The organism is Streptomyces sp. NPDC002888, from assembly GCF_042888465.1.
Lineage (GTDB): Bacteria > Actinomycetota > Actinomycetes > Streptomycetales > Streptomycetaceae > Streptomyces.
Genome location: NZ_JBIAPU010000018.1, coordinates 60,476 through 84,126 on the forward strand (window position 1 = coordinate 60,476; position 23,651 = coordinate 84,126).

General features: G+C 71.2%; 21 protein-coding genes. 9 read left to right on the top strand and 12 right to left on the bottom strand.

The features are described 5' to 3' along the window. Positions 1 to 84: 84 nt before the first annotated feature. The 10 genes from ACFYWX_RS27685 to ACFYWX_RS27730 are packed head-to-tail and all read right to left on the bottom strand — an operon-like array spanning position 85 to position 10,291. Entirely contained in the window at positions 85 to 1,584 is a 1,500-nt protein-coding gene (locus tag ACFYWX_RS27685; RefSeq protein ID WP_389426816.1) for an NADH-quinone oxidoreductase subunit N, read from the bottom strand. After that, a complete protein-coding gene (locus ACFYWX_RS27690) occupies positions 1,581 to 3,155 on the bottom strand; it encodes an NADH-quinone oxidoreductase subunit M (protein ID WP_389426817.1) in 1,575 nt (524 codons plus the stop codon). The genes ACFYWX_RS27685 and ACFYWX_RS27690 overlap by 4 nt, the downstream gene beginning before the upstream one ends. A gap of 6 nt (positions 3,156 to 3,161) precedes the next feature. Beyond that, positions 3,162 to 5,156, bottom strand: a complete 1,995-nt coding sequence (locus tag ACFYWX_RS27695) for an NADH-quinone oxidoreductase subunit L (RefSeq protein WP_389426818.1) — start codon at positions 5,154 to 5,156, stop codon at positions 3,162 to 3,164. Then, positions 5,153 to 5,551, bottom strand: a complete 399-nt coding sequence (gene nuoK, locus ACFYWX_RS27700) for an NADH-quinone oxidoreductase subunit NuoK (RefSeq protein ID WP_389426819.1) — start codon at positions 5,549 to 5,551, stop codon at positions 5,153 to 5,155. The genes ACFYWX_RS27695 and nuoK overlap by 4 nt, the downstream gene beginning before the upstream one ends. Next, the gene (locus tag ACFYWX_RS27705; protein WP_389426820.1) at positions 5,551 to 6,189 is read right to left on the bottom strand and encodes an NADH-quinone oxidoreductase subunit J; all 639 of its coding nucleotides are present in this window, start codon (positions 6,187 to 6,189) and stop codon (positions 5,551 to 5,553) included. The genes nuoK and ACFYWX_RS27705 overlap by 1 nt, the downstream gene beginning before the upstream one ends. Further along, a complete protein-coding gene (locus ACFYWX_RS27710) occupies positions 6,186 to 6,773 on the bottom strand; it encodes a NuoI/complex I 23 kDa subunit family protein (RefSeq protein WP_389426821.1) in 588 nt (195 codons plus the stop codon). Before ACFYWX_RS27710 ends, ACFYWX_RS27705 begins: the two co-directional genes overlap by 4 nt. 2 nt (positions 6,774 to 6,775) lie before the next feature. After that, entirely contained in the window at positions 6,776 to 7,744 is a 969-nt protein-coding gene (locus ACFYWX_RS27715; protein WP_389426822.1) for an NADH-quinone oxidoreductase subunit H, read from the bottom strand. Then, positions 7,741 to 9,258, bottom strand: coding sequence for an NADH-quinone oxidoreductase subunit C (locus ACFYWX_RS27720; RefSeq protein ID WP_389426823.1), 1,518 nt, complete (start codon positions 9,256 to 9,258; stop codon positions 7,741 to 7,743). Before ACFYWX_RS27720 ends, ACFYWX_RS27715 begins: the two co-directional genes overlap by 4 nt. Continuing rightward, positions 9,255 to 9,881 carry an NADH-quinone oxidoreductase subunit B gene (locus tag ACFYWX_RS27725; protein ID WP_389426824.1) on the bottom strand — a complete coding sequence of 209 codons (627 nt, stop codon included), beginning with the start codon at positions 9,879 to 9,881 and terminating at the stop codon, positions 9,255 to 9,257. Before ACFYWX_RS27725 ends, ACFYWX_RS27720 begins: the two co-directional genes overlap by 4 nt. Continuing rightward, positions 9,872 to 10,291 carry an NADH-quinone oxidoreductase subunit A gene (locus ACFYWX_RS27730; protein WP_389426825.1) on the bottom strand — a complete coding sequence of 140 codons (420 nt, stop codon included), beginning with the start codon at positions 10,289 to 10,291 and terminating at the stop codon, positions 9,872 to 9,874. The genes ACFYWX_RS27725 and ACFYWX_RS27730 overlap by 10 nt, the downstream gene beginning before the upstream one ends. A gap of 207 nt (positions 10,292 to 10,498) precedes the next feature. Here ACFYWX_RS27730 and ACFYWX_RS27735 point away from each other — a divergent pair, with 207 nt between their 5' ends. The 5 genes from ACFYWX_RS27735 (at position 10,499) to ACFYWX_RS27755 (ending at position 17,600) form a co-directional block, all read left to right on the top strand. Next, the gene (locus ACFYWX_RS27735; protein ID WP_389426826.1) at positions 10,499 to 11,698 is read left to right on the top strand and encodes a sensor histidine kinase; all 1,200 of its coding nucleotides are present in this window, start codon (positions 10,499 to 10,501) and stop codon (positions 11,696 to 11,698) included. Positions 11,699 to 11,951: 253 nt separating this feature from the next. Then, complete coding sequence (locus ACFYWX_RS27740) at positions 11,952 to 13,289, top strand: sensor histidine kinase (protein WP_389426827.1); 1,338 nt, start codon at positions 11,952 to 11,954, stop codon at positions 13,287 to 13,289. 350 nt (positions 13,290 to 13,639) lie between these two features. Then, on the top strand, positions 13,640 to 14,311 hold the full coding sequence (locus ACFYWX_RS27745; protein WP_389426828.1) for a LuxR C-terminal-related transcriptional regulator: 672 nt from the start codon (positions 13,640 to 13,642) through the stop codon (positions 14,309 to 14,311). Between the two features lie 288 nt (positions 14,312 to 14,599). After that, complete coding sequence (locus ACFYWX_RS27750; RefSeq protein ID WP_389426829.1) at positions 14,600 to 16,528, top strand: 2-oxoacid:acceptor oxidoreductase subunit alpha; 1,929 nt, start codon at positions 14,600 to 14,602, stop codon at positions 16,526 to 16,528. Next, entirely contained in the window at positions 16,521 to 17,600 is a 1,080-nt protein-coding gene (locus tag ACFYWX_RS27755; RefSeq protein ID WP_389426830.1) for a 2-oxoacid:ferredoxin oxidoreductase subunit beta, read from the top strand. Before ACFYWX_RS27750 ends, ACFYWX_RS27755 begins: the two co-directional genes overlap by 8 nt. 77 nt (positions 17,601 to 17,677) lie before the next feature. On the opposite strand, the gene ACFYWX_RS27760 is transcribed toward ACFYWX_RS27755, so the two are convergent. Beyond that, entirely contained in the window at positions 17,678 to 18,067 is a 390-nt protein-coding gene (locus ACFYWX_RS27760; RefSeq protein WP_389426831.1) for a winged helix-turn-helix transcriptional regulator, read from the bottom strand. A gap of 94 nt (positions 18,068 to 18,161) precedes the next feature. Here ACFYWX_RS27760 and ACFYWX_RS27765 point away from each other — a divergent pair, with 94 nt between their 5' ends. The 4 genes from ACFYWX_RS27765 to ACFYWX_RS27780 all read left to right on the top strand — a co-directional run bounded on the left by ACFYWX_RS27765 (position 18,162) and on the right by ACFYWX_RS27780 (position 21,834). Then, positions 18,162 to 19,016 carry an SDR family oxidoreductase gene (locus ACFYWX_RS27765; protein ID WP_389426832.1) on the top strand — a complete coding sequence of 285 codons (855 nt, stop codon included), beginning with the start codon at positions 18,162 to 18,164 and terminating at the stop codon, positions 19,014 to 19,016. A gap of 132 nt (positions 19,017 to 19,148) precedes the next feature. Continuing rightward, positions 19,149 to 20,141, top strand: a complete 993-nt coding sequence (gene rarD / locus ACFYWX_RS27770) for an EamA family transporter RarD (protein WP_389426833.1) — start codon at positions 19,149 to 19,151, stop codon at positions 20,139 to 20,141. A 115-nt stretch (positions 20,142 to 20,256) separates the two neighbouring features. Next, a complete protein-coding gene (locus ACFYWX_RS27775) occupies positions 20,257 to 20,721 on the top strand; it encodes a VOC family protein (protein WP_389426834.1) in 465 nt (154 codons plus the stop codon). A 159-nt stretch (positions 20,722 to 20,880) separates the two neighbouring features. Further along, complete coding sequence (locus tag ACFYWX_RS27780) at positions 20,881 to 21,834, top strand: M28 family metallopeptidase (protein WP_389426835.1); 954 nt, start codon at positions 20,881 to 20,883, stop codon at positions 21,832 to 21,834. A 111-nt stretch (positions 21,835 to 21,945) separates the two neighbouring features. Here ACFYWX_RS27780 and ACFYWX_RS27785 read toward each other — a convergent pair whose 3' ends face one another. After that, positions 21,946 to 23,601 (bottom strand): tetratricopeptide repeat protein, encoded by a 1,656-nt coding sequence (locus tag ACFYWX_RS27785; protein WP_389426836.1) that lies wholly within the window; start codon positions 23,599 to 23,601, stop codon positions 21,946 to 21,948. Between the last annotated feature and the right edge of the window lie 50 nt (positions 23,602 to 23,651).

A 23,651-nucleotide genomic window follows, 5' to 3' on the forward strand; every position in this document is an offset into this window, starting at 1 on the left:
GCGGTGGTGCGGGGTACGCGCGCGTGACGGCCGGGTGCCCCACGCGCGCGTACCGAATGCGCCGGGGGCTCAGAAGAGTGGGGCTCAGAAGAGTCCGGTGTCGGTGAAGCGCAGGACCAGCTGGGGTGCTCCGGACAGGGCGATGCCGAGGACCGCGGTGAGGGAGATCGCCGCCGTGAGGGGGGCGGGGAGGCGGTGCTTCTCGGGCTCGCCCTCGGGGGCGCGGAACAGCAGGGCGGTCCATTGGAGGTAGTAGAACAGCGCGATCACCACGTTGACGGCCATGACCACGGCCAGCCAGCCGAGGCCCGCGTCGACGGCCGCCGAGAAGACGGTGACCTTCGCGAAGAGGCCGATGATGCCGGGCGGAAGTCCGGCCAGGCAGAGCAGGAAGAAGGCCAGCAGGAGGGCGGCGACCGGGTTTCTGGCGTACAGGCCCTGGTAGTCCGTGACGCGGTTCAGGGTCTTCGTACGGCCCACGAGGGCGGCGACCGCGAAGGCGCCGAGGTTCACGGCTGCGTACATGAGGGCGTAGGCGACCGTGGAGCCGATCGAGTGCTCGGGGTCGTCGGAGTAGGCGGCCGCGGCGATCGGTACGAGGAGGTAGCCGGCCTGGCCGACCGACGACCAGGCGAGCAGGCGTACCGCGCTGTACGCGCGCGTGGCCTGCTGGCGCAGGGCGCCGACGTTGCCGACGGTCATGGTGAGGGCGGCAAGGGCGGCGAGGGCGGGGCCCCAGGCGTCGGCGTACGACGGGAAGGCGACGACCGTGACGAGGATGAGGCCGGAGAAGCCGACGGCCTTGCCGACGACCGAGAGGTAGGCGGCGATGGGGAGAGGGGCTCCGACGTAGGTGTCGGGCACCCAGAAGTGGAAGGGGACCGCGGCCGTCTTGAAGGCGAAGCCGACGAGGGTGAGGACGACGCCGGTCTGGGCCAGGGTCTGGAGCTGTCCGTCGACGTGCTGGATGCGGTCGGCGACCTGGGTGAGGTAGAGGGTGCCGGTCGTCGCGTACACGAAGCTGATGCCGAGGAGGCTGACGGCGGTGGCCGTGACGGACGACAGGAAGAACTTCAGGGCCGCTTCGGAGGACCGCTTGTCGCCGTGCCGGATGCCGACGAGGGCGAAGGCGGGCAGGGAGGCGACCTCCAGGGCGACGACGAGGGTGGCGAGGTCGCGGGAGGCGGGCAGGAGGGCGGCTCCGGCGGCGGAGGACAGCAGCAGGAACCAGAACTCCCCTTCGGGGAGTTCCTTGCGGGCATCCTTCAGTGCGGTGACCGACAGGAGGGCGGCGAGGAGGGCGCCGCCGAGGACCAGGAACTGGATGACGAGGGTGAAGCGGTCGGCCGTGTAGCTGCAGACGTCGGCGTCGCCGGTCAGGCAGAAGGTGGAGCGGTCGCCGTCCAGGAGGGGCAGCAGCAGGAGCGCTGAGGCGGCCAGTCCGGCGACGGAGAGCCAGCCGAGTACGGCCTTCTTGGCGTCGCCGACGAAGAGGTCGGTGACGAGGACGACGAGTCCGACGAGCGCCGCGAGGGTGGGCGGCGCGATCGCGAGCCAGTCGACGGACTGGACGAGGGAGCTCATCGGGTGCCTCCTGCCAGGAGCTGCTGCACGGCCGGGTCGGTCAGGCCGAGGAGGGCCTTGGGCCAGAGGCCGGCGACGACGGTGAGGACGACGAGCGGCGTCCATGCCGCGAACTCGTAGGTGCGGACGTCGGTGAGCTTCGGGGCGTCCTGCGGGGCCGCGCCCATACAGACGCGGCGGACCACGACGAGCAGGTAGGCGGCCGTGAGCAGGGTGCCGAAGGCGGCGATCGCCGTGAAGGTGAGGAAGGCGGGGCGGCTGAGGTCGTCGGCCGGGTCGAACGCGCCGAACAGGGCCAGCATCTCGCCCCAGAATCCGGCGAGGCCGGGCAGTCCGAGGGAGGCGACCGCGGCGAAGGCGAGCAGGCCGCCGAGGCGTGGGGCCTTGCCGTAGAGCGCGGCGCCGGTCTCCTCGGCGAGGGTGTCGAGGTCGGATGTGCCGGTGCGGTCCTTCAGTGCGCCGACCAGGAAGAAGAGCAGGCCGGTGATGAGGCCGTGGGCGATGTTGGCGAACAGGGCGCCGTTCACGCCGGTCGGGGTCGTGGAGGCGATGCCGAGCAGCACGAAGCCCATGTGGCCGACGGAGGAGTAGGCGATGAGGCGCTTGAGGTCGCCCTTCGCGCCCTGCTTGGCGAGGGCCAGGCAGGCCAGGGATCCGTAGATGATGCCGACGACGGCGAAGGCCGCGAGGTAGGGCGCGAAGGTGTGGAAGCCGTCCGGTGCGACGGGCAGGAGGATGCGTACGAAACCGTACGTTCCCATCTTCAGCAGAACGCCGGCCAGCAGGACCGAGCCGACCGTCGGCGCTGCGGTGTGGGCGTCGGGCAGCCAACTGTGCAGCGGCCACATCGGGGTCTTCACCGCGAGCCCGATCCCGATCGCCAGAACGGCGATGACCTGCACGGATGTGGTCAGGGACCGGCCGTTGTCAGTGGCGAGTGCCACCATGTCGAACGTGCCCGCCTTGATTCCGATCAGGAGCAGGCCGAGCAGCATGACGACGGAGCCGAGCAGCGTGAAGAGGATGAACTTCCAGGCAGCCTGGGTCCGTTGCTCACCGCCCCAGCGGGCGATGAGGAAGTACATCGGGATGAGGACCGTCTCGAAGGCGAGGAAGAACAGCAGCAGGTCGAGGACGGCAAAGGTGGCGAGGGTGCCGGACTCCAGGACGAGCAGGAGGGCGACGAAGGCCTTCGGGGACGGGCCCGCAGGCATCTTGAAGTAGGAGTAGAGCGCGCAGAGGAAGGTCAGCAGCGCGGTCAGGACCAGAAGGGGGAGGGAGATGCCGTCGATGCCGAGGTGGATCCGCACGTCGAGTGCGGGGATCCAGCTGATGTCGGTCGTGGCCTGCATCTTCGACGGATGGTCGTGGTCGAAGCCGAGCGCGAGGACGATCGCGGCGATGAGGATCACGCCGGTCACGGTCACGCCGTGGCGCAGCACGGCCTGCTCGGGCGACTTCCCCTTCAGTCCGGGCGGGGCGGGCAGGAGAGCGGCGGCGGCGCCGAGGAGCGGGCCGACGACGATCAATGCCAGAAGGAACTGCATCACGGACTCGTTGATATCGATCACGCCTGCTCACACTCCCGTTGCGACGAGAAGGGCGGCGACCGCCAGGACGACGGTGCCGGCGAGCAGCGCGCTCACATAGGTCTGGACGTTGCCGGTCTGGGCACGCCGTACGGCGGCGCCGAGCAGGCGGGGCAGGGCGCCCGCACCGTGTACGTAGGTGTCGACGACCTCGCGGTCGAGGAACCGGACGAGACTCGCTCCGGCCTGGACCGGGCGGACGAACAGCGCCCGGTACACGGCGTCGAGGTGGAAGCCGACGGCCGCGTGGCGGTGCAGCGGGCCGAGCAGCAGCCGTCCCGGGTCCGCCGGGTCGGGGGCGGAGGCCACGTTCCCGTAGGCGGGCGCGTGGCTCGCGATGGCCTCGGCCTCGACCCGGGCAGCATCGCCCTCGGGGTGGGCTGCGACGGCTCCCAGGGGCACGCGGGCCGCGAGCGCGGTGGTGTGCCGCCAGGCGCCGTAGGTGACGATGCCGCCGACCAGGGCGATGCCCGTGCCGAGCACGGAGGTGGTCAGGGCCGGGGTCAGGTCACGGCCGTCGAACCAGTCCGGGAGCACGCGGTAGGCGAACCCGCCGAGCGCGAGGGACGGTACGGCGAGCACCCACAGCACCACGGTCATCGTCAGGGGCTGCCTGCCGTGGTCGGGGGCCTCGGCGCCCCGGCCGTGGAAGGCGAGCAGCCACAGGCGGGTGGCGTAGGCGGCGGTGAGCAGGGCCGTGAGCAGGCCGGCGACCAGGGTGATCCAGCCGACGGCACTGGGGACGCGCTCGGCGTGACCGGTGGCGACGTGTTCGGCGGCGCCGAGGACGGACTCCTTGGAGAAGAAGCCGCTGAAGGGCGGGATCGCGGCGAGCGCGAGGAGCGCCACGGTCATCGTCCAGTAGGCGTCGGGGATGCGGTCGCGCAGGTGGCTCATGCGGGACATGGCGGCCAGTGAGTTGGTGCCGGCGGCGTGGATGATCACGCCGGCCGCCAGGAACAGCAGCGCCTTGAAGGCGCCGTGCGAGAGGAGGTGGAAGACGGCGGCCCCGCGGTCGCCGACGGCGAGGGCGCCGGTCATGTAGCCGAGCTGGCCGATCGTCGAGTAGGCGAGGACGCGTTTGATGTCGTCCTGGGCGAGCGCGGCGAGGCCGGAGCCGGCCATCGTCACGGCGGCCATGACGGCGAGGACGACCAGTGCGGCCTGGGAGGCCTGGAAGACGGGGAGGAGCCGGGCGATGAAGTAGACACCGGCGGCGACCATCGTCGCGGCGTGGATCAGCGCGGAGACGGGGGTGGGGCCCGCCATCGCGTCGGGGAGCCAGGTGTGCAGCGGGAACTGCGCCGACTTGCCGGCCACGCCTGCCAGGAGCAGCAGGGCGACGACCGTCGGGTGGTCGAGTCCGCCGTGCGCGACCGCGCCGAGGACCTTGGTGATGCGGAAGGAGCCGGCGTCGGTGGCGAGGGCGAACAGGCCGATGAGGAAGGGGACGTCGCCGAGCTTGGTGACCAGGAAGGCCTTGATGGAGGCGGCGCGGGCCTCCGGGGTCTCCCAGTAGTGGCCGACCAGGAAGTAGGAGCAGATGCCCATGACTTCCCAGCCGACCAGCAGCACGATCAGGTCGCTGGAGTAGACGACCAGGAACATCGCGGAGGTGAACAGGGAGACGAGGGCGGCATACGAGGGATAGCGCGGGTCGTCGCGCAGGTAGCCCGTCGAGTAGATCTGCACGCAGGAGGCGACGACACCGACCAGGACGGCGACGAGCGCGGCGAAGCCGTCGATGTACAGGGCGAGTTCGATGGGGACGGAGCCGGTGGGCGTGAGCTCGGTGGCGGCGTTCACCGCCTGGTCGCCGCCCTGGCGTACGGCGACGATCGCGGCGAGGACCAGGGAGGTGAGCGTCGGCAGGACGGCGAGCGGGCGGACGAAGCCGGGGGCCGTACGGCCCAGGAGCAGGCCCGCGACCGCGCCCAGGAAGGGAAGGAGGGGGACGAGGACGGCGAGAGTGGTCGTGGTCACGCGGTGGCCTCAGCCTTCTCGGTCCGCCCGGTGGGCTCGGCCGTCCCGGCGTCACCGGCGGGGCCGTCGCTTTCGTGGCCCTCGGCGGTGTCGCGGAGCTTGTCGATGTCGGCGGTGCCGCGGTTGCGGTGGACGGCGAGGACGATCGCCAGGCCGATGCCGATCTCGGCGGCGGCGATGGCGATGGTGAACAGGGTCAGGGCCTGACCGGAGTGCAGGGTCTCCTCGGCGGCCCGGCTGAGCCAGACGTCGAAGGCGACGAGGTTGAGGTTGACGGCGTTGAGCATCAGCTCGACCGACATCAGGACCAGGATCGCGTTGCGGCGGGCGAGGACGCCGTACAGGCCCGCGCAGAAGAGGAGGGCGGAGAGGACGGCGGGATAGGCGAGGTGCATCAGCGGGCGCCTTCCTGCTCGGCCGCATCTTTCGGGGCATCCGGGACGGATGGGGAACTCTCGGTGCCGGCTCGGGAGTTCACACGGGGAGAGCTCGCCTCCGCCTTCGCCTTGCGGGACAGGACGATCGCGCCGACCAGCGCCGCCAGGAGGAGGACGGAGAGGGCCTCGAAGGGCAGGACCCAGTTCTGGAAGAGGCTCGCGCCGGTGGCTTCGGTGGAGCCGGCGGCCGGGCCGTCGAGGTCGATCCAGGTGGTGCGGAAGGCGTCGACGACGACCCAGACCAGGGCCGCCCCGGCGGCGACGGCCACGGCGAGGGCGGCCCAGCGGTTGCCGGAGTCGGCGTCCGGGGAGCTGCCGATGGGGGCCCGGGTGAGCATCAGACCGAACAGGAGGAGGACGACGACGGAACCGACGTAGATGAGGACCTGCACCCAGGCGATGAACTCGGCGGTGAGCAGGAGGTACTCCACGGCGAGGCCGCCGAGGGTCACCACCAGCCACAGGGCGGCGTGCACCAGCTGCTTGGTGGTGACGGTGACGAGCGCGGCACCGAAGGTGACGAGGCCGACGAGGAGGAAGGCGATCTCGACGCCTGTCGGGGAGAGAAAGCCGTGCTGTGCCTGAGCGAGGGTCACGAGTCCCCTCCCTGGGGTGCGTCGGGTCCCTGGGGGGTGTCCGGTTCGGACTGCTCGGCCTGGGCCGCCGCGAGCTTCTCGGCCGTCTTGCGGGCGGCGGCGATCTCCTTCGCTTCCTCCGCGGCGGGGTCGAGGGCGGGCGGGGCCGGGACGGTCCACATCCACTCACGGAGCTTGTCGCGTTCGTGGGTGAGGTCGCGGATGTCGGTCTCGGCGTACTCGAACTCCGGGGACCAGAACAGGGCGTCGAAAGGACAGACCTCGATGCAGATACCGCAGTACATGCACAGGGAGAAGTCGATGGCGAAGCGGTCGAGAACGTTGCGGCTGCGATCGCGGCCACCGGGGGTCGCCGCCGGGACCGTCTCCTTGTGGGAGTCGATGTAGATGCACCAGTCGGGGCACTCGCGGGCGCACAGCATGCAGACCGTGCAGTTCTCCTCGAACAAGCCGATCACGCCGCGGGTGCGGGGCGGTAGGTCGGGCTGGACGTCCGGGTACTGCTGGGTGACGGTCTTCCGCGTCATCGTGCGGAGGGTGACGGCCAGGCCCTTGGCCAGGCCTGAGCCGGGAATGGGGGCCATGGTTACTGGATCACCACCTTGACGACGCCGGTGAGGGCGATCTGGGCGAGGGAGAGGGGGACGAGGAGGGTCCAGGAGAGCTTCTGGAGCTGATCCTCGCGCAGACGGGGGTAGGTGACGCGGAGCCAGATCACGATGAACGCGAGGACGGCGCTCTTCAGCAGGGTCCACACCCAGCCGAGGCCGTCGCCGCCCCAGGGGCCGTGCCAGCCGCCCAGGAAGAGGACGGTGGTCAGGCCGCACAGGACGACGATTCCGGCGTACTCGGCGAGGAGGAACAGGGCGAAACGGAGGCCGGTGTACTCGGTGTACGCGCCGAAGATGATCTCCGAGTCGGCGACGGGCATGTCGAACGGGGGGCGCTGGAGTTCGGCGAGGCCGGCGACGAAGAAGACGATCGCGCCGACGATCTGCCAGGGCAGCCACCACCACTCGAAGGCGTCGAGGATGCCGGGGAGGGAGACGGTGCCGGCCGCCATGGCCACCGAGGCGGCGGTCAGGAGCATGGGGAGTTCGTAGGCGAGGAGCTGGGCGGCGGTGCGGAGGCCGCCGAGGAGGGAGAACTTGTTGGCGGAGGCCCAGCCGGCCATGAGCGAACCGAGGACGCCGACGCCCATCACGGCGAGCACGAAGAAGACGCCCGCGTCCAGGACCTGGCCCACGGCGCCCTCACCCGGGCCGATCGGGATGGCGAGGAGGACCAGGAGGTACGGCAGGAGAGCCACGGCAGGGGCGAGCTGGAAGATACGGCGGTCCGCTCCCGACGGGACCACGTCCTCCTTCTGCGCGAACTTCACGCCGTCCGCGATGAGCTGGGCCCAGCCGTGGAAGCCGCCGGCGTACATCGGACCCAGGCGGCCCTGCATGTGCGCCATCACCTTGTGCTCGGTCTGACCGACTATCAGAGGGAACGTGAGGAACACGCCGAAGACGATCAGGAGTCGCAGAGCGACGTCGAGAGCGTCGTTCACTGCCGGCCTCCTGGGGGGTTCTCGGGGGTGCGGGGTTCGTCCGGGGGCCCGGGTTCATCGGGGGCTGCGGACTCGTGGGCGGGGCCCGGCTCGGGGGCCTGCTTGGCCTCCGGTGTGGGCTCAGGCGCCGAATCGGGCTCCGCTGCCTGCTCGGGCTCCGCTGCCTGCTCCGGCTCAGGTTCCCGCTTCGGCTTGGGAGCCGGTTCGTCGAAGGCCGGGCGGGCGTGGTGCCAGGGGGCATCGGTGCTGCGGGGGGCGGTGGGGGTCTTGGACTCCTGGGACTCGGCGGGCTCGGTGGGCTCGGTGGCCGCCGCCTGCTGTGAGGCCGAGCCTTCACTCACGCTGCGCGAGCGGCGGGGGCCGGTCGGGGCGGCGGATGCCTCTGGGCTCGCCGTGCCTCCGCGGCCTTGCCCGGGTTCCGCACCTGCGCGCTGGCTCGCGGAGCCCTCCGAAGCGCTCCGCGCCCGACGAGTGTCCCTCGCGGCTGCCGCGGCAGAGCCGGTGGTAGGCGGAGCCTCCGCGGCCGGGGTCTCTGTTGCCGGGGTCTCTGCCGCTGGGGCCCCTGTCGCCGGAGTCCCGCTCGCCGATGTCTCCGTCGTGCGAGCCTCGTCTGTCGGGGCGTCGGCCGGTGAAGCCTCGGTGCCCGCAGCCGCAGGCGCAGTCGCACCAGCAGCGGCCGCATCCCCGGTCACCGGAGGCCGACCCGTCGGAGCCGCCGCTGCCGGAGCGCCCGTACCGGCGCCCTCGGCAGCCGGAGTGGCGGCGGTCGACGGAGTGGCTTCCGCGGCCTGGCTGGCCGATCCCTCCGCCGCCGTACGGGTCCGCCGTACCGGACGCTCGCCGGTGGCCCGTGCCGGGCGTTCCCCCGCAGCCCCCGCAGCCCGTGCCGGGCGCTCCCCCGCCGGGCGTCCCGCGCCGCGTGCAGGGCGGGCGGGGGCGGGGGGAAGTTGGCCCTTCAAGGGGCCCCACTCGTTCGGGTCCGGGACGCCGGGGGGCAGCATCTGGCGGCGCTTGGGGCCGCCGTGGTCGGACTCGCCGGGTTCCTTCGCGCCGGGCCAGGCCTTGGCGACTCGGGCGGCGAGGACGAAGTCCTTGCGGAGGGGGTGGCCTTCGAAGGTCTCCGGGAGGAGGAGGTGGTCGAGGGCCGGGTGGCCCTGGAAGTCGACGCCGAACATCTCGTGCGTCTCGCGTTCGTGCCAGGCCGCGCCCGCGTAGACGTCGACGGCGGAGGCGAGGACCGGTGCGTCGTGCGGGACGGTCGTGCGCAGGAGCAGGCGGCGTACCGGGGACAGCGCCGCCACATGCGCCGCGACACGGAAGCCCGTGCCCGGCTCGTCGACCGCGCTCAGCCAGTCGAAGTAGGTGCAGCCCAGCCGGTCGCGTGCCGTCTGAAGTGCCGCGGTCCAGGAGGTCGGGGGTACGTCCACGGTGAGGACGTCGTAGGACTCCTCGGCTGTGGCCTCCGTGCCGAAGAGGTCCTCGGCGGGGGTGGGCAGCCAGCCGACGGCGGTCATCGTGCGTCTCCCGCGGCGGACTCGGCTCCGGAAGCGGCCCCGCTGGCCGGCGGCCGTACCAAGCCGCTCTGCAGTGCGGCGGGGGACGGGCGGGACGTGCCGTAGCGCTCGCCCAGGGACTCGCGGGCGATCTTCTCCTGGAGCTTCAGGATTCCCTGGAGGAGTGCCTCGGGGCGGGGCGGGCAGCCGGGGACGTAGACGTCGACGGGGATGATCTGGTCGACGCCCTTGGTCACGGAGTAGGAGTCCCAGTACGGGCCGCCGCAGTTGGAGCACGCGCCGAAGGAGATGACGTACTTCGGCTCCGGCATCTGCTCGTAGAGGCGCTTCACGGCGGGGGCCATCTTGTCCGTCACCGTGCCCGACACCACCATCAGGTCGGCCTGACGGGGGCCCGGGGCGAAGGGGATCACGCCGAGGCGGATGAAGTCGTGGCGGGCCATGGACGCGGCGATGAATTCGATCGCGCAGCAGGCGAGGCCGAAGTTGAAGACCCAGAGGGAGTAGCGGCGGCCCCAGTTCAGGACCACCTTCATCGGCTCTGGGGCCAGCCGGGCGAGCGCGCCCAGCCGCTTCGGTTCGGGAAGCAGTACCGGCTCAGGGGTGGACGGGGTCACGTCCATGCCAGGACCCCCTTCTTGTACGCGTACAGCAGGCCCACGGCCAGGAAGCCCAGGAAGATGAACATCTCCACGAGCGTCGTCGCGCCGTAGCCGGGCGCGGCGAAGACCGTCGCCCAGGGGAAGAGGAAGATCGAGTCGACGGCGAAGATCACGTACAGGAACGCGTAGACGTAGTAGCGGACCTGGGTGTGCGCCCAGCCCTCGCCGACGGGGTCCACACCGCACTCGTACGTCATGAGTTTCTCGGGGGTGGGCACGACCGGGCGCAGCAAGCGGCCGGCGCCGAACGCGACGGCCACGAACAGCACGCCGACGAGCGCGAGCAGTCCGACGACCGAGTACGACTGGAAGTAGTCCGCCGCGACGACGACCGTCGGGCCGCTCACCGTTTCGCGCAGCGTCTCCGACAACGTCTGCCCCTCGCTCCCTGACCTCGACAGTGTTCGACGATCTGTACGCACGCGAGTCTAGGGCCTGCTAAAGAGAGCGTAAGCGGCCCGTCACGCCTTGAGCAGCGAGGGCGGGGGTGCTGTGGGGGTGTGGTGGGGTTTTCCCCCGTCGGCAGAGGGCGGCCGACCTCATGGCGCGGGAGCTCGTCGCGCGGCACGCTAACCCGTATGACCGCATCAAATCCCGCTTCCCGCCCAGGAGAAGCGCAGGGCGTCGAAACGCAGGGCGACGCCCCCCTGCCTCCGGCCCGGTTCGCCTACGACCGTCAGACGTGGAAGGAGATCGCGCATCTCCTGGCGAACCTGCCGATGTCACTGATCGGCTTCACCTACGTGATGACGGTGATGTTCACCGGCGCCGGGCTGAGCATCACCGTGGTCGGGCTGCCGGTGCTGGCGCTGGGGCTGGCGGGCGCCCGGTTGCTGGGCCGGTTCGAGCGAGCCCGGGCGCGGGCGCTGCTCGGAGTGCGGATCGACGAGCCGAGCCCGATGTCCCGGCACGGACGGGGCGGCTACCTCCAGCGGATGTGGCTGGCGCTGAAGGACCCGGTGGGCTGGCGGGCGGGGCTGTACGAGCTGATCCGGCTGCCGTGGGGCATCCTCACCTTCGCCGTGACCCTGACCTCGCTGTTCGTGCTGTGGCCGGTGCTGCCGTTCCTGGCGCGCGGGCTCACCCACGTGGACCGGGCGCTGGTACGCGGGCTGCTCTCCCCCTCGGACGAGCTGGAGCGCCGTATCGCCGAACTGGAGTCCGACCGGGGGGTGGTCGTGGACACGGCCGCCGCCGACCTGCGGCGCATCGAGCGGGACCTGCACGACGGGGCGCAGGCACGGCTGGTCAACCTGGCGATGGGGCTCGGTCTGGCGAAGGAGAAGCTGCTGGAGGACCCGGATGCGGCCGCCTCGATGGTCGACGAGGCGCACGGCGAGGTGAAGCTCGCGTTGCAGGAACTGCGGGACCTGGCGCGCGGGATCCATCCGGCGGTGCTGACGGACCGGGGGCTGGACGCGGCGCTGTCGTCGGTCGCGTCCCGCTGCACCGTGCCGGTGAAGGTGACGGCCGACCTACCGTCGCGACCGGCGGCGGCCATCGAGGGCATCGCCTACTTCACGGTCTCTGAGCTGCTGCAGAACATCAGCAAGCACAGCGGGGCGAAGTCCGCGGCGGTGGAGGTGTGGCGGACGGACGAGCGGCTGCTGATCCAGGTCTGGGACGACGGCCGCGGGGGCGCGCGCCTCGACGGCGGTACGGGGATGAGCGGACTGGCGGAACGCCTCGGCGCGGTCGACGGCCTGTTCGTCGTCGACTCGCCGCCGGGCGGCCCTACGACCGTGACCGCGGAGCTGCCGTGGCGGGACCGGTCCTGAGGCCGGGGGCGGGGGCCTGAGGCCGAGGGCCTGGGTCCTACGGGGTGGACAGGGCGGACGGGGCGGACGGGGCGGACAGGCGTGAGCACCGACGCGTCCGGGCGGGCAGGCGTGCACGCAGGGCAGGCGTGCACGCAAGGTAGGGAAAACCCCCCTTCCGAGACGCCGACGGACTCCATGGTCCGTGGAGCCGCCGGCCAGCAGTGTGGAGGTACGCCAGCCGAGGCGCACGACGAGCAGAACGGACGGGACGATGGCCACGCAGTACGGGGAGTACGGGCAGGGGTACGGCTTCCAGGAGACCGGTCGGCGGCACCGGCTGCCCACCGCGCTGCGGGCGCCGATCGAGGCACGCCACTGGCGCGAGCTCGCCTACGTCGTGCTGAGCCTGCCGATCAGCATCATGCTCTTCACGTACGCCGTCACGATGGTGTCGCTGGGGGCGGGCCTGCTGGTGACGTTCCTCGGTGTTCCGGTGCTCGCGGCGGCGCTGGCGGGCTGCCGGGGTATCGGCGCGCTGGAGCGGATGCGGGCGCGCGGGCTGCTCGGTCTGGAGGTCGCCGATCCGGAGCCGCTGCGGGTGCGGAAGAACGGCCTCATGGGGTGGATGGGCGCCGTGCTGAAGAGCGGCGCGTCGTGGCGGCACCTGTTGTACTCCGTGATCCAGCTGCCGTGGGCGGTGTTCTCCTTCGCCGTCACGGTGACCCTCTGGTCGTGCGCGTGGATGCTGCTGACGTATCCGCTGTGGTTCTGGGTGATGCCGATGTACGGCGACCAGGGCGGCATTCAGCTCTACGGCGACGAGCAGCACCAGATCTACCTCGACAACCCGTTCGAGATCACCGTGACCGCGCTGGTGGGGCTGCTGTTCACGCTGGCCACGCCGTGGATCGTGCGGGCGCTGACGATGGTGGACCGGCTGCTGGTGCACGGACTGCTCGGGCCGTCGCTGCTGGCGTCGCGCGTGGTGGAGCTGGAGTCCGACCGGGGCGTCGTGGTGGACACGGCCGCGGCGGACCTGCGGCGTATCGAGCGGGATCTGCACGACGGGGCGCAGGCGCGGCTGGTGGCGCTGGCGATGGATCTGGGTCTGGCGAAGGAGAAGCTGGCGGAGGATCCGCGGACGGCGGCGCGGATGGTGGACGAGGCGCACGGTGAGGTGAAGACGGCGCTGCAGGAGCTGCGGGATCTGGCTCGCGGGATTCATCCGGCCGTGCTGACGGACCGAGGTCTGGACGCGGCGCTGTCGGCGGTGTCGTCGCGGTGCACGGTGCCGTTGAAGGTGGAGGTGGATCTGGCGGAGCGGCCGGCGCCGGCGATCGAGGGGATCGCGTACTTCACGGTGTCGGAGCTGTTGCAGAACATCACCAAGCACTCGGGGGCCACGGCCGCGGCGGTCGATGTGTGGCGGGTGGAGAACCGGTTGATGTTGCAGGTGGTGGACAACGGGGTGGGGGGTGCGGATGCCTCCCGCGGGTCGGGGTTGGCCGGGCTGGCGGGGCGGTTGGACGCGGTGGACGGGATTCTGGTGGTGGACTCGCCGGTGGGTGGGCCCACCCGGGTGACGGCGGAGCTGCCCTGGCGGAGGTGAGGTGAGGGGTGACGGCGGAGTTGCCCTGTCGGGGGTGAGGTGAGGGGTGGGCGCGGCGGTGGGGTTTCGCCCCCACCGCCCTTACCCGTCCGGGCTGGAAATGCCGTGACCCGGCGCGGAGAGGCAGCCGTCGGACCGGACGGGAGTGCCGTGAACCGGCGCCCCGAGCCGTCCCGTGATCGACAACGCGTCACCGGGCGGCCGAAACCCAGCGTGTCGAGGCCCTATTCCCCTTGCTCGGGGGCACCGGGCTCCCGATGCTGGAATGCTGGACCTGTTTCACCGGACGGGCGCCGCGCGGACGTGCGGGCCGAGGTGGGACGGAGTCGGGCTGTGGGGGGCCGAAGGACGTGGAGGACAGGGTGCGGGTGGTCATCGCCGAGGATTCGGTGCTGCTGCGGGAGGGGCTGACCCGGTTGCTGACCGACCGTGGGCACGAGGTCGTCGCCGGGGTGGGAGACGCCGAGGCGCTGGTCAAGACGATCACGGAGCTGGATGCCGAGGGCCAGTTGCCCGACGTGGTGGTGGCCGACGTGCGGATGCCGCCGACGCACACCGACGAGGGGGTGCGGGCCGCCGTACAGCTGCGCAAGGCGCATGCCGGGCTCGGGGTGCTGGTGCTGTCGCAGTACGTGGAGGAGCGCTACGCCACCGAACTGCTGGCAGGTTCCAGCCGCGGGGTCGGCTACCTGCTGAAGGACCGGGTGGCCGAGGTGCGCGAGTTCGTGGACGCGGTGGTGCGGGTCGCCGAGGGCGGTACGGCGCTGGACCCCGAGGTGGTCGCGCAGCTGCTGGGGCGCAGCCGCAAGCAGGACGTGCTCGCGGGGCTGACGCCCCGGGAGCGGGAGGTGCTGGGGCTGATGGCGGAGGGTCGGACGAACTCCGCGATCGCCCGGCAGCTGGTGGTGAGCGACGGGGCGGTGGAGAAGCACGTCAGCAACATCTTCCTGAAGCTCGGGCTGTCCCCGAGCGACGGGGACCATCGGCGGGTCCTCGCGGTCCTGACGTACCTGAACTCCTGACGGGTGAGTGCTGTGCCGGTAATCCAGCGTCGGTCGACCCGCGGGCCGTAGAACCCGAGAACCGGGCAACGGACGAGGTGCGTCTTCAAGGGAAGCGCCGGGGGGCGGGTGAATCATGACAAGTCAGGTCATCGAGAGCACGGCGTGGCGGGGCGTCGAGGCGCCTCGAAGCGGCGACCATCATGTGCATGTCCGAGGTAAGGCAACCCTCACAGACGTAGGGTTGATCCTGGGAGGGCCTCCGGGAAGGCCGCTCCCCGACAGCCGCCTCGAGGGAGGTCCAGTTCAGTGACCAGTCAGGTCAGCAGCGCAGCGGAGCAGGCCGACGGAACCGTCGTGGGAGAGCAGCGCAAAGCGAACGGGGTGAAGGACGTACGTCGCCTCGATCGTGTGATCATCAGGTTCGCGGGTGACTCGGGTGACGGGATGCAGCTCACCGGGGACCGTTTCACTTCGGAGACGGCGTCCTTCGGCAACGACCTGTCGACCCTGCCGAACTTCCCCGCCGAGATCCGGGCCCCGGCCGGGACCCTGCCCGGGGTCTCCTCGTTCCAGCTGCACTTCGCCGACCACGACATCCTCACCCCGGGCGACGCGCCGAACGTTCTGGTGGCGATGAACCCGGCCGCGTTGAAGGCGAACGTGGGTGACCTGCCGCGGGGTGCGGAGATCATCGTCAACACGGACGAGTTCACCAAGCGGGCGTTGACGAAGGTCGGCTATGCCGCCAGCCCTCTGGAGGACGGTTCACTCGACGGCTACCACCTGCACCCGGTGCCGTTGACCACGCTGACGGTGGAGGCGCTGAAGGAGTTCGACCTCTCCCGCAAGGAGGCCGAGCGCAGCAAGAACATGTTCGCGCTGGGGCTGCTGTCGTGGATGTATCACCGGCCGACCGAGGGTACGGAGAAGTTCCTCAGAACGAAGTTCGCGAAGAAGCCCCACATCGCGGAGGCGAACATCGCCGCGTTCCGAGCAGGCTGGAACTTCGGCGAGACGACGGAGGACTTCGCGGTCAGCTACGAGGTGGCGCCGGCGGCGAAGGCGTTCCCCGTGGGCACCTACCGCAACATCTCCGGCAACCTCGCCCTCGCCTACGGCCTGGTCGCCGCCTCCCAGCAGGCGGACCTGCCGCTGTTCCTCGGCTCGTACCCGATCACTCCGGCCTCGGACATCCTGCATGAGCTGAGCCGGCACAAGAACTTCGGGGTACGCACCTTCCAGGCGGAGGACGAGATCGCCGGGATCGGCGCGGCGCTGGGGGCCGCGTTCGGCGGATCCCTCGCCGTGACGACCACCTCCGGGCCGGGTGTGGCGCTCAAGAGCGAGACGATCGGGCTGGCGGTGTCGCTGGAGCTGCCGCTGCTGGTCGTCGACATCCAGCGCGGCGGGCCCTCGACCGGTCTGCCGACCAAGACCGAGCAGGCGGACCTGCTGCAGGCGATGTACGGCCGCAACGGCGAGGCCCCGGTCCCGGTGATCGCCCCGCGCACCCCGGCCGACTGTTTCGACGCCGCGTTGGAGGCGGCCCGGATCGCGCTGGCGTACCGCACGCCGGTGTTCCTGCTGTCGGACGGCTACCTCGCCAACGGCTCCGAGCCCTGGCGCATCCCCGAGCTCGACGAGCTGCCCGACCTGCGGGTGCGGTTCGCGCAGGGTCCCAACCACACCCTCGACGACGGCAGCGAGGTGTTCTGGCCCTACAAGCGTGATCCGCAGACCCTGGCCCGGCCGTGGGCGGTCCCGGGCACGCCGGGGCTGGAGCACCGTATCGGCGGGATCGAGAAGCAGGACGGTACGGGCAACATCTCCTACGACCCGGCCAACCACGACTTCATGGTCCGCACCCGCCAGGCCAAGATCGACGGCATCGACGTGCCCGACCTCGACGTCGACGACCCCCACGAGGCGCGCACCCTGGTGCTGGGCTGGGGCTCGACCTACGGGCCCATCACCGCGGCGGTACGGCGGCTGCGGACGGCCGGGGAGTCCATCGCGCAGGCCCACCTGCGCCACCTCAACCCCTTCCCCAAGAACCTCGGTACGGTCCTGAAGCACTACGACAAGGTGGTGATCCCCGAGATGAACCTCGGGCAGCTCGCCACCCTGGTCCGGGCGAAGTACCTGGTGGACGCGCACTCGTACAACCAGGTCAACGGCATGCCGTTCAAGGCCGAACAGCTCGCCGCGGCTCTCAAGGAGGCCATCGATGGCTGAGACGACCACCGAAGGCACGGGCGCGATCGAGGCACTCTCGCTCGTCCCCAAGGCCGAGGCCAGGCAGTCCATGAAGGACTTCAAGTCCGATCAGGAAGTGCGCTGGTGCCCCGGCTGCGGTGACTACGCGATCCTGGCGGCCGTGCAGGGCTTCATGCCCGAGCTGGGCCTGGCCAAGGAGAACATCGTCTTCGTGTCGGGCATCGGCTGCTCCTCGCGCTTCCCGTACTACATGAACACCTACGGCATGCACTCCATCCACGGCCGCGCCCCGGCCATCGCCACCGGGCTCGCCTCCAGCAGGCGGGACCTGAGCGTGTGGGTGGTCACGGGCGACGGTGACGCCCTGTCGATCGGCGGCAACCACCTGATCCACGCCCTGCGCCGCAACGTCAACCTCAAGATCCTGCTGTTCAACAACCGGATCTACGGCCTGACGAAGGGCCAGTACTCCCCGACCTCCGAAGTCGGCAAGATCACCAAGTCGACGCCGATGGGTTCGCTGGACGCACCCTTCAACCCCGTCTCCCTCGCCCTCGGCGCGGAGGCGTCCTTCGTCGCCCGGACCGTCGACTCCGACCGCAAGCACCTCACCGAGGTCCTGCGCCAGGCCGCCGCCCACCCCGGCACCGCCCTGGTCGAGATCTACCAGAACTGCAACATCTTCAACGACGGCGCCTTCGAGGTGCTGAAGGACAAGCAGTCGGCCCAGGAGGCGGTGATCCGCCTGGAGCACGGGCAGCCGATCCGCTTCGGCACGGACAGCTCGCGGGGGGTCGTCCGGGACCGGGCCACCGGTGATCTGAAGGTGGTCACCGTGACGCCGGAGAACGAGTCGGAGATCGTGGTCCACGACGCCCACTCGGCGTCCCCCACGACCGCCTTCGCCCTTTCCCGGCTGGCCGACCCCGACACGCTGCATCACACCCCGATCGGCGTGTTCCGGTCGGTGGAGCGGCCGGTGTACGACACGCAGCTGGCCGACCAGCTGGACACGGCGATCGAACAGAACGGCAAGGGCGACCTGGCGGCGCTGCTGGCCGGCGGCGACACCTGGACGGTGGTCGGCTGAGCCCGATGGCTGGACGGTGGTCGGCTGAGACCGGCTGCGTCCGTTTCACCAGGTCGGGCTGAGACCGACCGCGTCCGTCACGAGGCCCGGGACTGCTGGTCCCGGGCCTCGTCGTATGCCTGGCGCGCCTTCTCCACCTCACCCATCCGCCGGTCGGTCCACGCCGCCAGCCCGCGCACCTGCTCGGCGGCCTCGCGGCCGAGGTCGGTGAGGGAGTAGTCGACGCGCGGCGGGATCACGGGCTTGGCGTCGCGGTGGACGAGTCCGTCGCGCTCCAGAGTCTGAAGGGTTTGCGTGAGCATCTTCTCGCTCACCCGCCCGATGGCGCGCCGCAGCTCGCTGAAGCGGTACGGGCGTTCCAGGAGCTGGATGAGCACCAGGACACCCCAGCGGCTGGTCACGTGCTCCAGGACGAGGCGGTGGGGGCACATGCCCTCGGCTTCTGCGAAGCGGTCACTTACGGCCATGTCAGTACCTTACTTCAAAGTGGGTACTTTCGCAGAGTTAGCGCACCCCCTAGGGTTAGCGCCAGTCCCGCACCCCACGTAGGAGTTCCGAACCATGAGCATCGTCGTCACCGGATCCACCGGAAGCCTCGGCCGCCACGTCGTGGAGCAGTTGCTGGAGAAGGTCCCCGCCGAGCAGATCACCGCCGTCGTACGCGACGAGGCCAAGGGCGCCGCCTACGCGGCCCGGGGCGTGAAGCTCGCGGTGGCCGACTACAACGCGCCCGAGACGTTCGACGGCCTCTTCGCCGCCGGCGACAAGGTGCTGCTGATCTCCGGCAACGAGTTCGACAAGGGCCGCCCGCAGCAGCACAAGGTGGTCATCGACGCGGCCAAGGCGGCCGGTGTGGCCCTGCTCGCCTACACCAGCGCGCCGGGCACCCTGACGGCCGGGCTCGCCGACGACCACCGGGCCACCGAGGAGACCCTGCTGGCCTCCGGCGTCCCGTTCTCGCTGCTGCGCAACGGCTGGTACAACGAGAACTACACCGAGCAGCTCGCCCCCGTGCTCCAGTTCAACGCCGTCACCCAGGCCGCCGGTGAGGGCCGGGTCTCCTCCGCCTCCCGCGCCGACTTCGCGGCCGCCGCGGTCGCGGTGCTGACCGGCGAGGGCCACGAGAACAAGACGTACGAGCTGGGCGGCGACGAGGCGTGGAACTTCACCGAGTACGCGGCCGAGCTGAGCCGGCAGACCGGCAAGGAGATCGCCTACAACCCCGTCTCGGTCGAGGCGTTCACCGGCATCCTGACCGGCGCGGGCCTGCCCGCCCCGTTCGCCGCGACCCTGGCCGGCGTGGACGCCTCCATCGAGAAGGGCGAGCTGGTCGTCTCCTCCGGTGACCTGTCCCGCCTGATCGGCCGCCCGACCACCCCGATCTCCGAGTCCATCGCCGCCGCGCTCAAGGGCTGAACTCCCCCTTTTCAGGGCCCTTGGGCGCCCGGCCCCCGCCTGTCATGACCGTATGCCGATACGGACATGACAGGCGGGGGTGCTCGGCGTTACCGTCGTGCACTGCGGCAGGTCGTGACGAGGGAGGGGCCCATGAGCGGGACGTCGGCGGGCGAGCGGCGGACAGGGCTGCTGAACGGCATCGCGGCCTACGGGATGTGGGGCCTCGTCCCCCTCTTCTGGCCGCTGCTCAAGCCCGCCGGGGCGGTGGAGATCCTCGCCCACCGGATGGTGTGGTCCCTCGCCTTCGTCGCCGTCGCGCTCGTCGTCGTACGGCGCTGGGCCTGGGCCGGTGAGCTGCTGCGGCAGCCGCGCAGGCTGGGGCTCGTCGCGGTCGCCGCGGCCGTCATCACCGTCAACTGGGGCGTCTACATCTGGTCCGTGAACAGCGGACACGTCGTCGAGGCCTCACTCGGGTACTTCATCAACCCCCTGGTCACCATCGCGATGGGCGTGCTGCTCCTGAAGGAGCGACTGCGGCCCGTGCAGTGGGCTGCGGTGGGGGTCGGGTTCGCCGCGGTGCTCGTCCTCACCATCGGCTACGGCCGGCCGCCGTGGATCTCGCTCTGCCTCGCCTTCTCCTTCGCCACCTACGGTCTGGTGAAGAAGAAGGTCAACCTCGGCGGCGTCGAGTCGCTGGCCGCGGAGACCGCCATCCAGTTCCTGCCCGCGCTCGGCTACCTGCTGTGGCTCAGCGGGCAGGGGGACTCCAGCTTCACGAGCGAGAGCGCGGGCCATGCCGCGCTGCTCGCCGCGACCGGCGTCGTCACCGCGCTGCCGCTGGTCTGTTTCGGGGCCGCCGCGATTCGCGTGCCGCTGTCCACGCTGGGGCTGCTGCAGTACCTCGCGCCCGTCTTCCAGTTCCTGCTCGGCGTCCTGTACTTCCACGAGGCGATGCCGCCCGAGCGGTGGGCCGGGTTCGCCCTGGTCTGGCTGGCGCTGGCGCTGCTCACCGGGGACGCGTGGCGCTCCGCGCGGCGGGTGCGGGCCGAGGCGCTCGCCGCGGCGGGCGCGGCGGGTGCGGCAGGCGCGCCCGGTGCGGCAGGCGCGGCGGCAGAACCGGCCACGCCGCGCGTGGGCGCGTAAGGGCGGCGAGCCCAGGCGAGGGCGCGCAGCGGAGGAACAAGTCCCATGGCGACACGGCGAGTTCAAGCCTTCCGGTCGTTGCCTCGGCGCCCGTGCGCACAGTACGAATGACCGCATGACGCAAACACCCGCACCTGTGCACTGGAAGCTCGTGATCGACTCCGCGGATCCGCATGCGCAGGCCGACTTCTGGGCGGCCGTGCTGCACTACGAGGTGGAGGACAACAGCGCGCTGATCGAGCGGTTGCTGGAGGTCGGCGCGCTGCCAGGTGCGGCAACGGTGGAATTCCACGGCCGCCCTGCCTTCCGGGACCTGATCGCCGTACGGCATCCGGAGGACGCGTTCGACGCGGACAGCGGGACCGGACTCGGGCGGCGGCTGCTGTTCCAACGGGTGCCGGAGGCCAAGACGGTGAAGAACCGGCTTCATCTGGACGTGCACGTGGGGGCCGAGCGACGCGCGGCGGAAGTGGAGCGCCTGCGGGGGCTCGGGGCGACGGTGCTGCGGGAGGTGAAGGAGCCCGGGGGCGAGTGGGTGGTGATGGCGGATCCGGAGGGGAACGAGTTCTGCGTGCAGTGAGCCGTCACGTCGAATCGGACATGGTCCGATATACGAACCGCCTGACCGAATAACGCTCTTGACGGAGAGTTGGCCACAGCTTCACCATCCAGGCACCCCATTCAGTGTGGATTACCTGTGCCATCCCATGGGTGTCCCTCGGTCATTCGGAGCCCCCACATGAAGCTCTCCGTTTCCGGGCGGGTGACGGCGACCGCCGTCGTCGCGGCCGTATCGCTCCTGGCCGGCGGATCCGTCGCCGGCGCCGCGCCCGTCCAGGAGTCGGTGGCGGCAGCCGCCGCGCCCGACATCCCCGTGGCCAACGTCAAGGCGCACCTCACCCAGCTCCAGTCCATAGCCACCGCCAACGGCGGCAACCGCGCGCACGGCCGGGCCGGTTACAAGGCCTCGATCGACTACGTGAAGGCCAAGCTGGACGCCGCCGGATACACCACCACCATCCAGCAGTTCACGTCCTCCAGCCGCACCGGCTACAACCTGGTCGCCGACTGGCCGGGCGGTGACAGCAATAAGGTTGTCATGGCCGGGTCACATCTGGACAGTGTGACCTCGGGGGCCGGCATCAACGACAACGGATCCGGTTCCGCCGCGGTCCTCGAGACCGCGCTGGCGGTCGCACGGGCCGACTACCACCCCACCAAGCACCTGCGGTTCGCCTGGTGGGGCGCGGAGGAGCTGGGCCTGGTCGGCTCGCGCTACTACGTCAACAACCTTTCCTCCACCAACCGCGCGAAGATCAGCGGATACCTGAACTTCGACATGATCGGCTCACCGAACCCCGGCTACTTCGTCTACGACGACGACCCCACGATCGAGAAGACCTTCAAGGACTACTACGCGGGCCTCGGCATCCCGACCGAGATCGAGACCGAGGGCGACGGCCGCTCCGACCACGCGCCCTTCAAGAGCGCGGGCGTACCGGTCGGCGGGCTGTTCAGCGGCGCCGACTACCGCAAGACGGCCGCGCAGGTGACCAAGTGGGGCGGTACGGCGGGGCAGGCCTTCGACCGCTGCTACCACTCGTCCTGCGACACCACGGCCAACATCAACGACACGGCGCTGGACCGCAACAGTGACGCGGTCGCGTATGCGGTGTGGAACCTGTCGGCGTAGGCCGGTGGGCCCCATGAGTCTCGTGGGCCCCGTGAGTCTCGTGGGCCCCATGAGTCTCGTGGGGCGCGTGAGTCTCGTAGGGCGCGTGAGTCTCGTAGGGCGCGTGGGGCGTCATCGGACGCCCGCGTCGCGGGCGCGTTCGGCGAGGCGCCCCATGCGGGTGCGGGCCGACTCCAGTTGGCCGAGGTCGTCGGCGGCGGGTCCGCCCTCGGCGACGAGCTCGGTCCACAGGCCGATCAGGTCGTAGCCCAGCGACAGGCCCTGCACCGGGTTGCGTACGGCGCGCCAGGCGGAGGCCGCGCTCTGGATGTTGCCGTACGCGCCCTCGGCGTCCCTCGTCCGGCGGCGGATGCGGGCCAGGTCGAGGGAGAGGTGGAAGGAGCGGAGCGGGTCGCCCGCCAGGTAGGCGATGTACGCGGCGAGTTCACGCAGCCGGAGCACTTCGGGGTGCTCCGGCCCCAGCGACCCCGACGCCTCGACGACGGTCTGCTCCGCGAGGTGCGCCGCCGTCTCCGTCCGGCCCGCACGCACCGCCTCGTTGATCCGTGCGACGGGTTCGGCGAGGAGAGCGGGGGCGGAGCCGTCGCCGGGTGCGGTGAGGGGGTCGTCGCCGAGTACCGCTTCGGCAACCGCGTCGAACCCGCGCACGGGCGTGGGCTTGGGGTCGGGCTCGGGCTCGGCGGTCACGTCGATCAGGGGTGCGGGCGCGGGCTTCGGGGGGACGTCGACCGAGGGCGCGGACTTCGGGGGTACGTCGGCCGAGGGCGCGGACTTCGGGGGTACGTCGGCCAAGGGCGCGGGGCCCATGGTCTCTTCGAGGGGGGACGCGGGCTGGGGCCATACATCCATCTCGGGCGGCGGCCCGAACGCGCCGGTGGGAACGGAGACGGTACCGGGAGCGGCGGGCGCACCGGGAGCGGCCGCGCGCTCCGCCGGAGTGGTGCCGGGAGCGGCAGGCGTGCCGGAAATCGGCGCACCCTCCTCCGAAACAGCGCCGGGAGCATCCGCCGTGCGGGAAGTGGCCGCGCGCTCCGCCGACTCCGGCACGGCTCGCAGCGGGAAGGTCGCGGGCTCGGGCCGGGCGCCACTCCGCGTCTCCGTCCCGCCCAGGGAACGTAGAGGGAAGGTTGGCGTCGCGTCCTTCACCGGATCCGGGGTCGCCCGCAGCAGGTGCGTCGGCTCATCACGACGTGGCGCCGGCGCTGCGTCTCCGGAAGCGGGGGCGGAGGAGGCGGAGGGAAGAGGCGATGCGGGGGCGGCGGGCGGCGCGGGTGCAGCAGGTGTCGTGGGCGGCGCGGGTGCAGCAGGCGGAGCGGCGGGCGGCGTGAAGGGCAGGCCGCTGTCGCCGAGGCGCGCCTCGTCCACCGCGGGTGCGTCCGCCGGCTGCGGCGGCGCTGGCGGGGCCTGCGGTGTGGGCCTGCTCGTGTCCCGCTGCTCGGCCGCCGGAGGCATCTGTGTCGGGTCTGCTGTGAAGTGGGTGGAGCCGTCCGGGTCCATGCGGAGGGGGACGACGTAGCCGATGCGTTCGTCGTGGATGTGGGCGAGGACGGGGTGGCCGGTGGCGAGGGCGATGCGATGGAGGTGGGCCAGGACGGCGCGCTGGATCTCCTGACCGGGAGCCGGGTCGACCGGTACGCCACCGATCGACGCGCCGCCCGCCCCCGGACCGTCGCCGGGGACGCGAACGTCCAGCGGCGCCGTCACGGGCGCCGCCGTCGGCACGGCCCGCTGCTCTTCCCGCTTCTTCTCGCGACTGAGTCGAGACATCGCTTCCTCACTCACCTGTACTTCTCGGCGCCACGGCCCCGTCGTCCACG

Bases quoted from the DNA above. Each gene is read 5' to 3' on its own strand.
- ACFYWX_RS27740 (WP_389426827.1), top strand. From the start codon at position 11,952: ATGGCCACGCAGTACGGGGAGTACGGGCAGGGGTACGGCTTCCAGGAG.
- ACFYWX_RS27785 (WP_389426836.1), bottom strand. From the start codon at position 23,601: ATGTCTCGACTCAGTCGCGAGAAGAAGCGGGAAGAGCAGCGGGCCGTG.
- ACFYWX_RS27685 (WP_389426816.1), bottom strand. From the start codon at position 1,584: ATGAGCTCCCTCGTCCAGTCCGTCGACTGGCTCGCGATCGCGCCGCCC.
- ACFYWX_RS27775 (WP_389426834.1), top strand. From the start codon at position 20,257: ATGACGCAAACACCCGCACCTGTGCACTGGAAGCTCGTGATCGACTCC.
- nuoK (WP_389426819.1), bottom strand. From the start codon at position 5,551: ATGCACCTCGCCTATCCCGCCGTCCTCTCCGCCCTCCTCTTCTGCGCG.
- ACFYWX_RS27725 (WP_389426824.1), bottom strand. From the start codon at position 9,881: ATGGACGTGACCCCGTCCACCCCTGAGCCGGTACTGCTTCCCGAACCG.
- ACFYWX_RS27765 (WP_389426832.1), top strand. From the start codon at position 18,162: ATGAGCATCGTCGTCACCGGATCCACCGGAAGCCTCGGCCGCCACGTC.
- rarD (WP_389426833.1), top strand. From the start codon at position 19,149: ATGAGCGGGACGTCGGCGGGCGAGCGGCGGACAGGGCTGCTGAACGGC.
- ACFYWX_RS27755 (WP_389426830.1), top strand. From the start codon at position 16,521: ATGGCTGAGACGACCACCGAAGGCACGGGCGCGATCGAGGCACTCTCG.
- ACFYWX_RS27760 (WP_389426831.1), bottom strand. From the start codon at position 18,067: ATGGCCGTAAGTGACCGCTTCGCAGAAGCCGAGGGCATGTGCCCCCAC.
- ACFYWX_RS27720 (WP_389426823.1), bottom strand. From the start codon at position 9,258: ATGACCGCCGTCGGCTGGCTGCCCACCCCCGCCGAGGACCTCTTCGGC.
- ACFYWX_RS27710 (WP_389426821.1), bottom strand. From the start codon at position 6,773: ATGGCCCCCATTCCCGGCTCAGGCCTGGCCAAGGGCCTGGCCGTCACC.
- ACFYWX_RS27735 (WP_389426826.1), top strand. From the start codon at position 10,499: ATGACCGCATCAAATCCCGCTTCCCGCCCAGGAGAAGCGCAGGGCGTC.
- ACFYWX_RS27780 (WP_389426835.1), top strand. From the start codon at position 20,881: ATGAAGCTCTCCGTTTCCGGGCGGGTGACGGCGACCGCCGTCGTCGCG.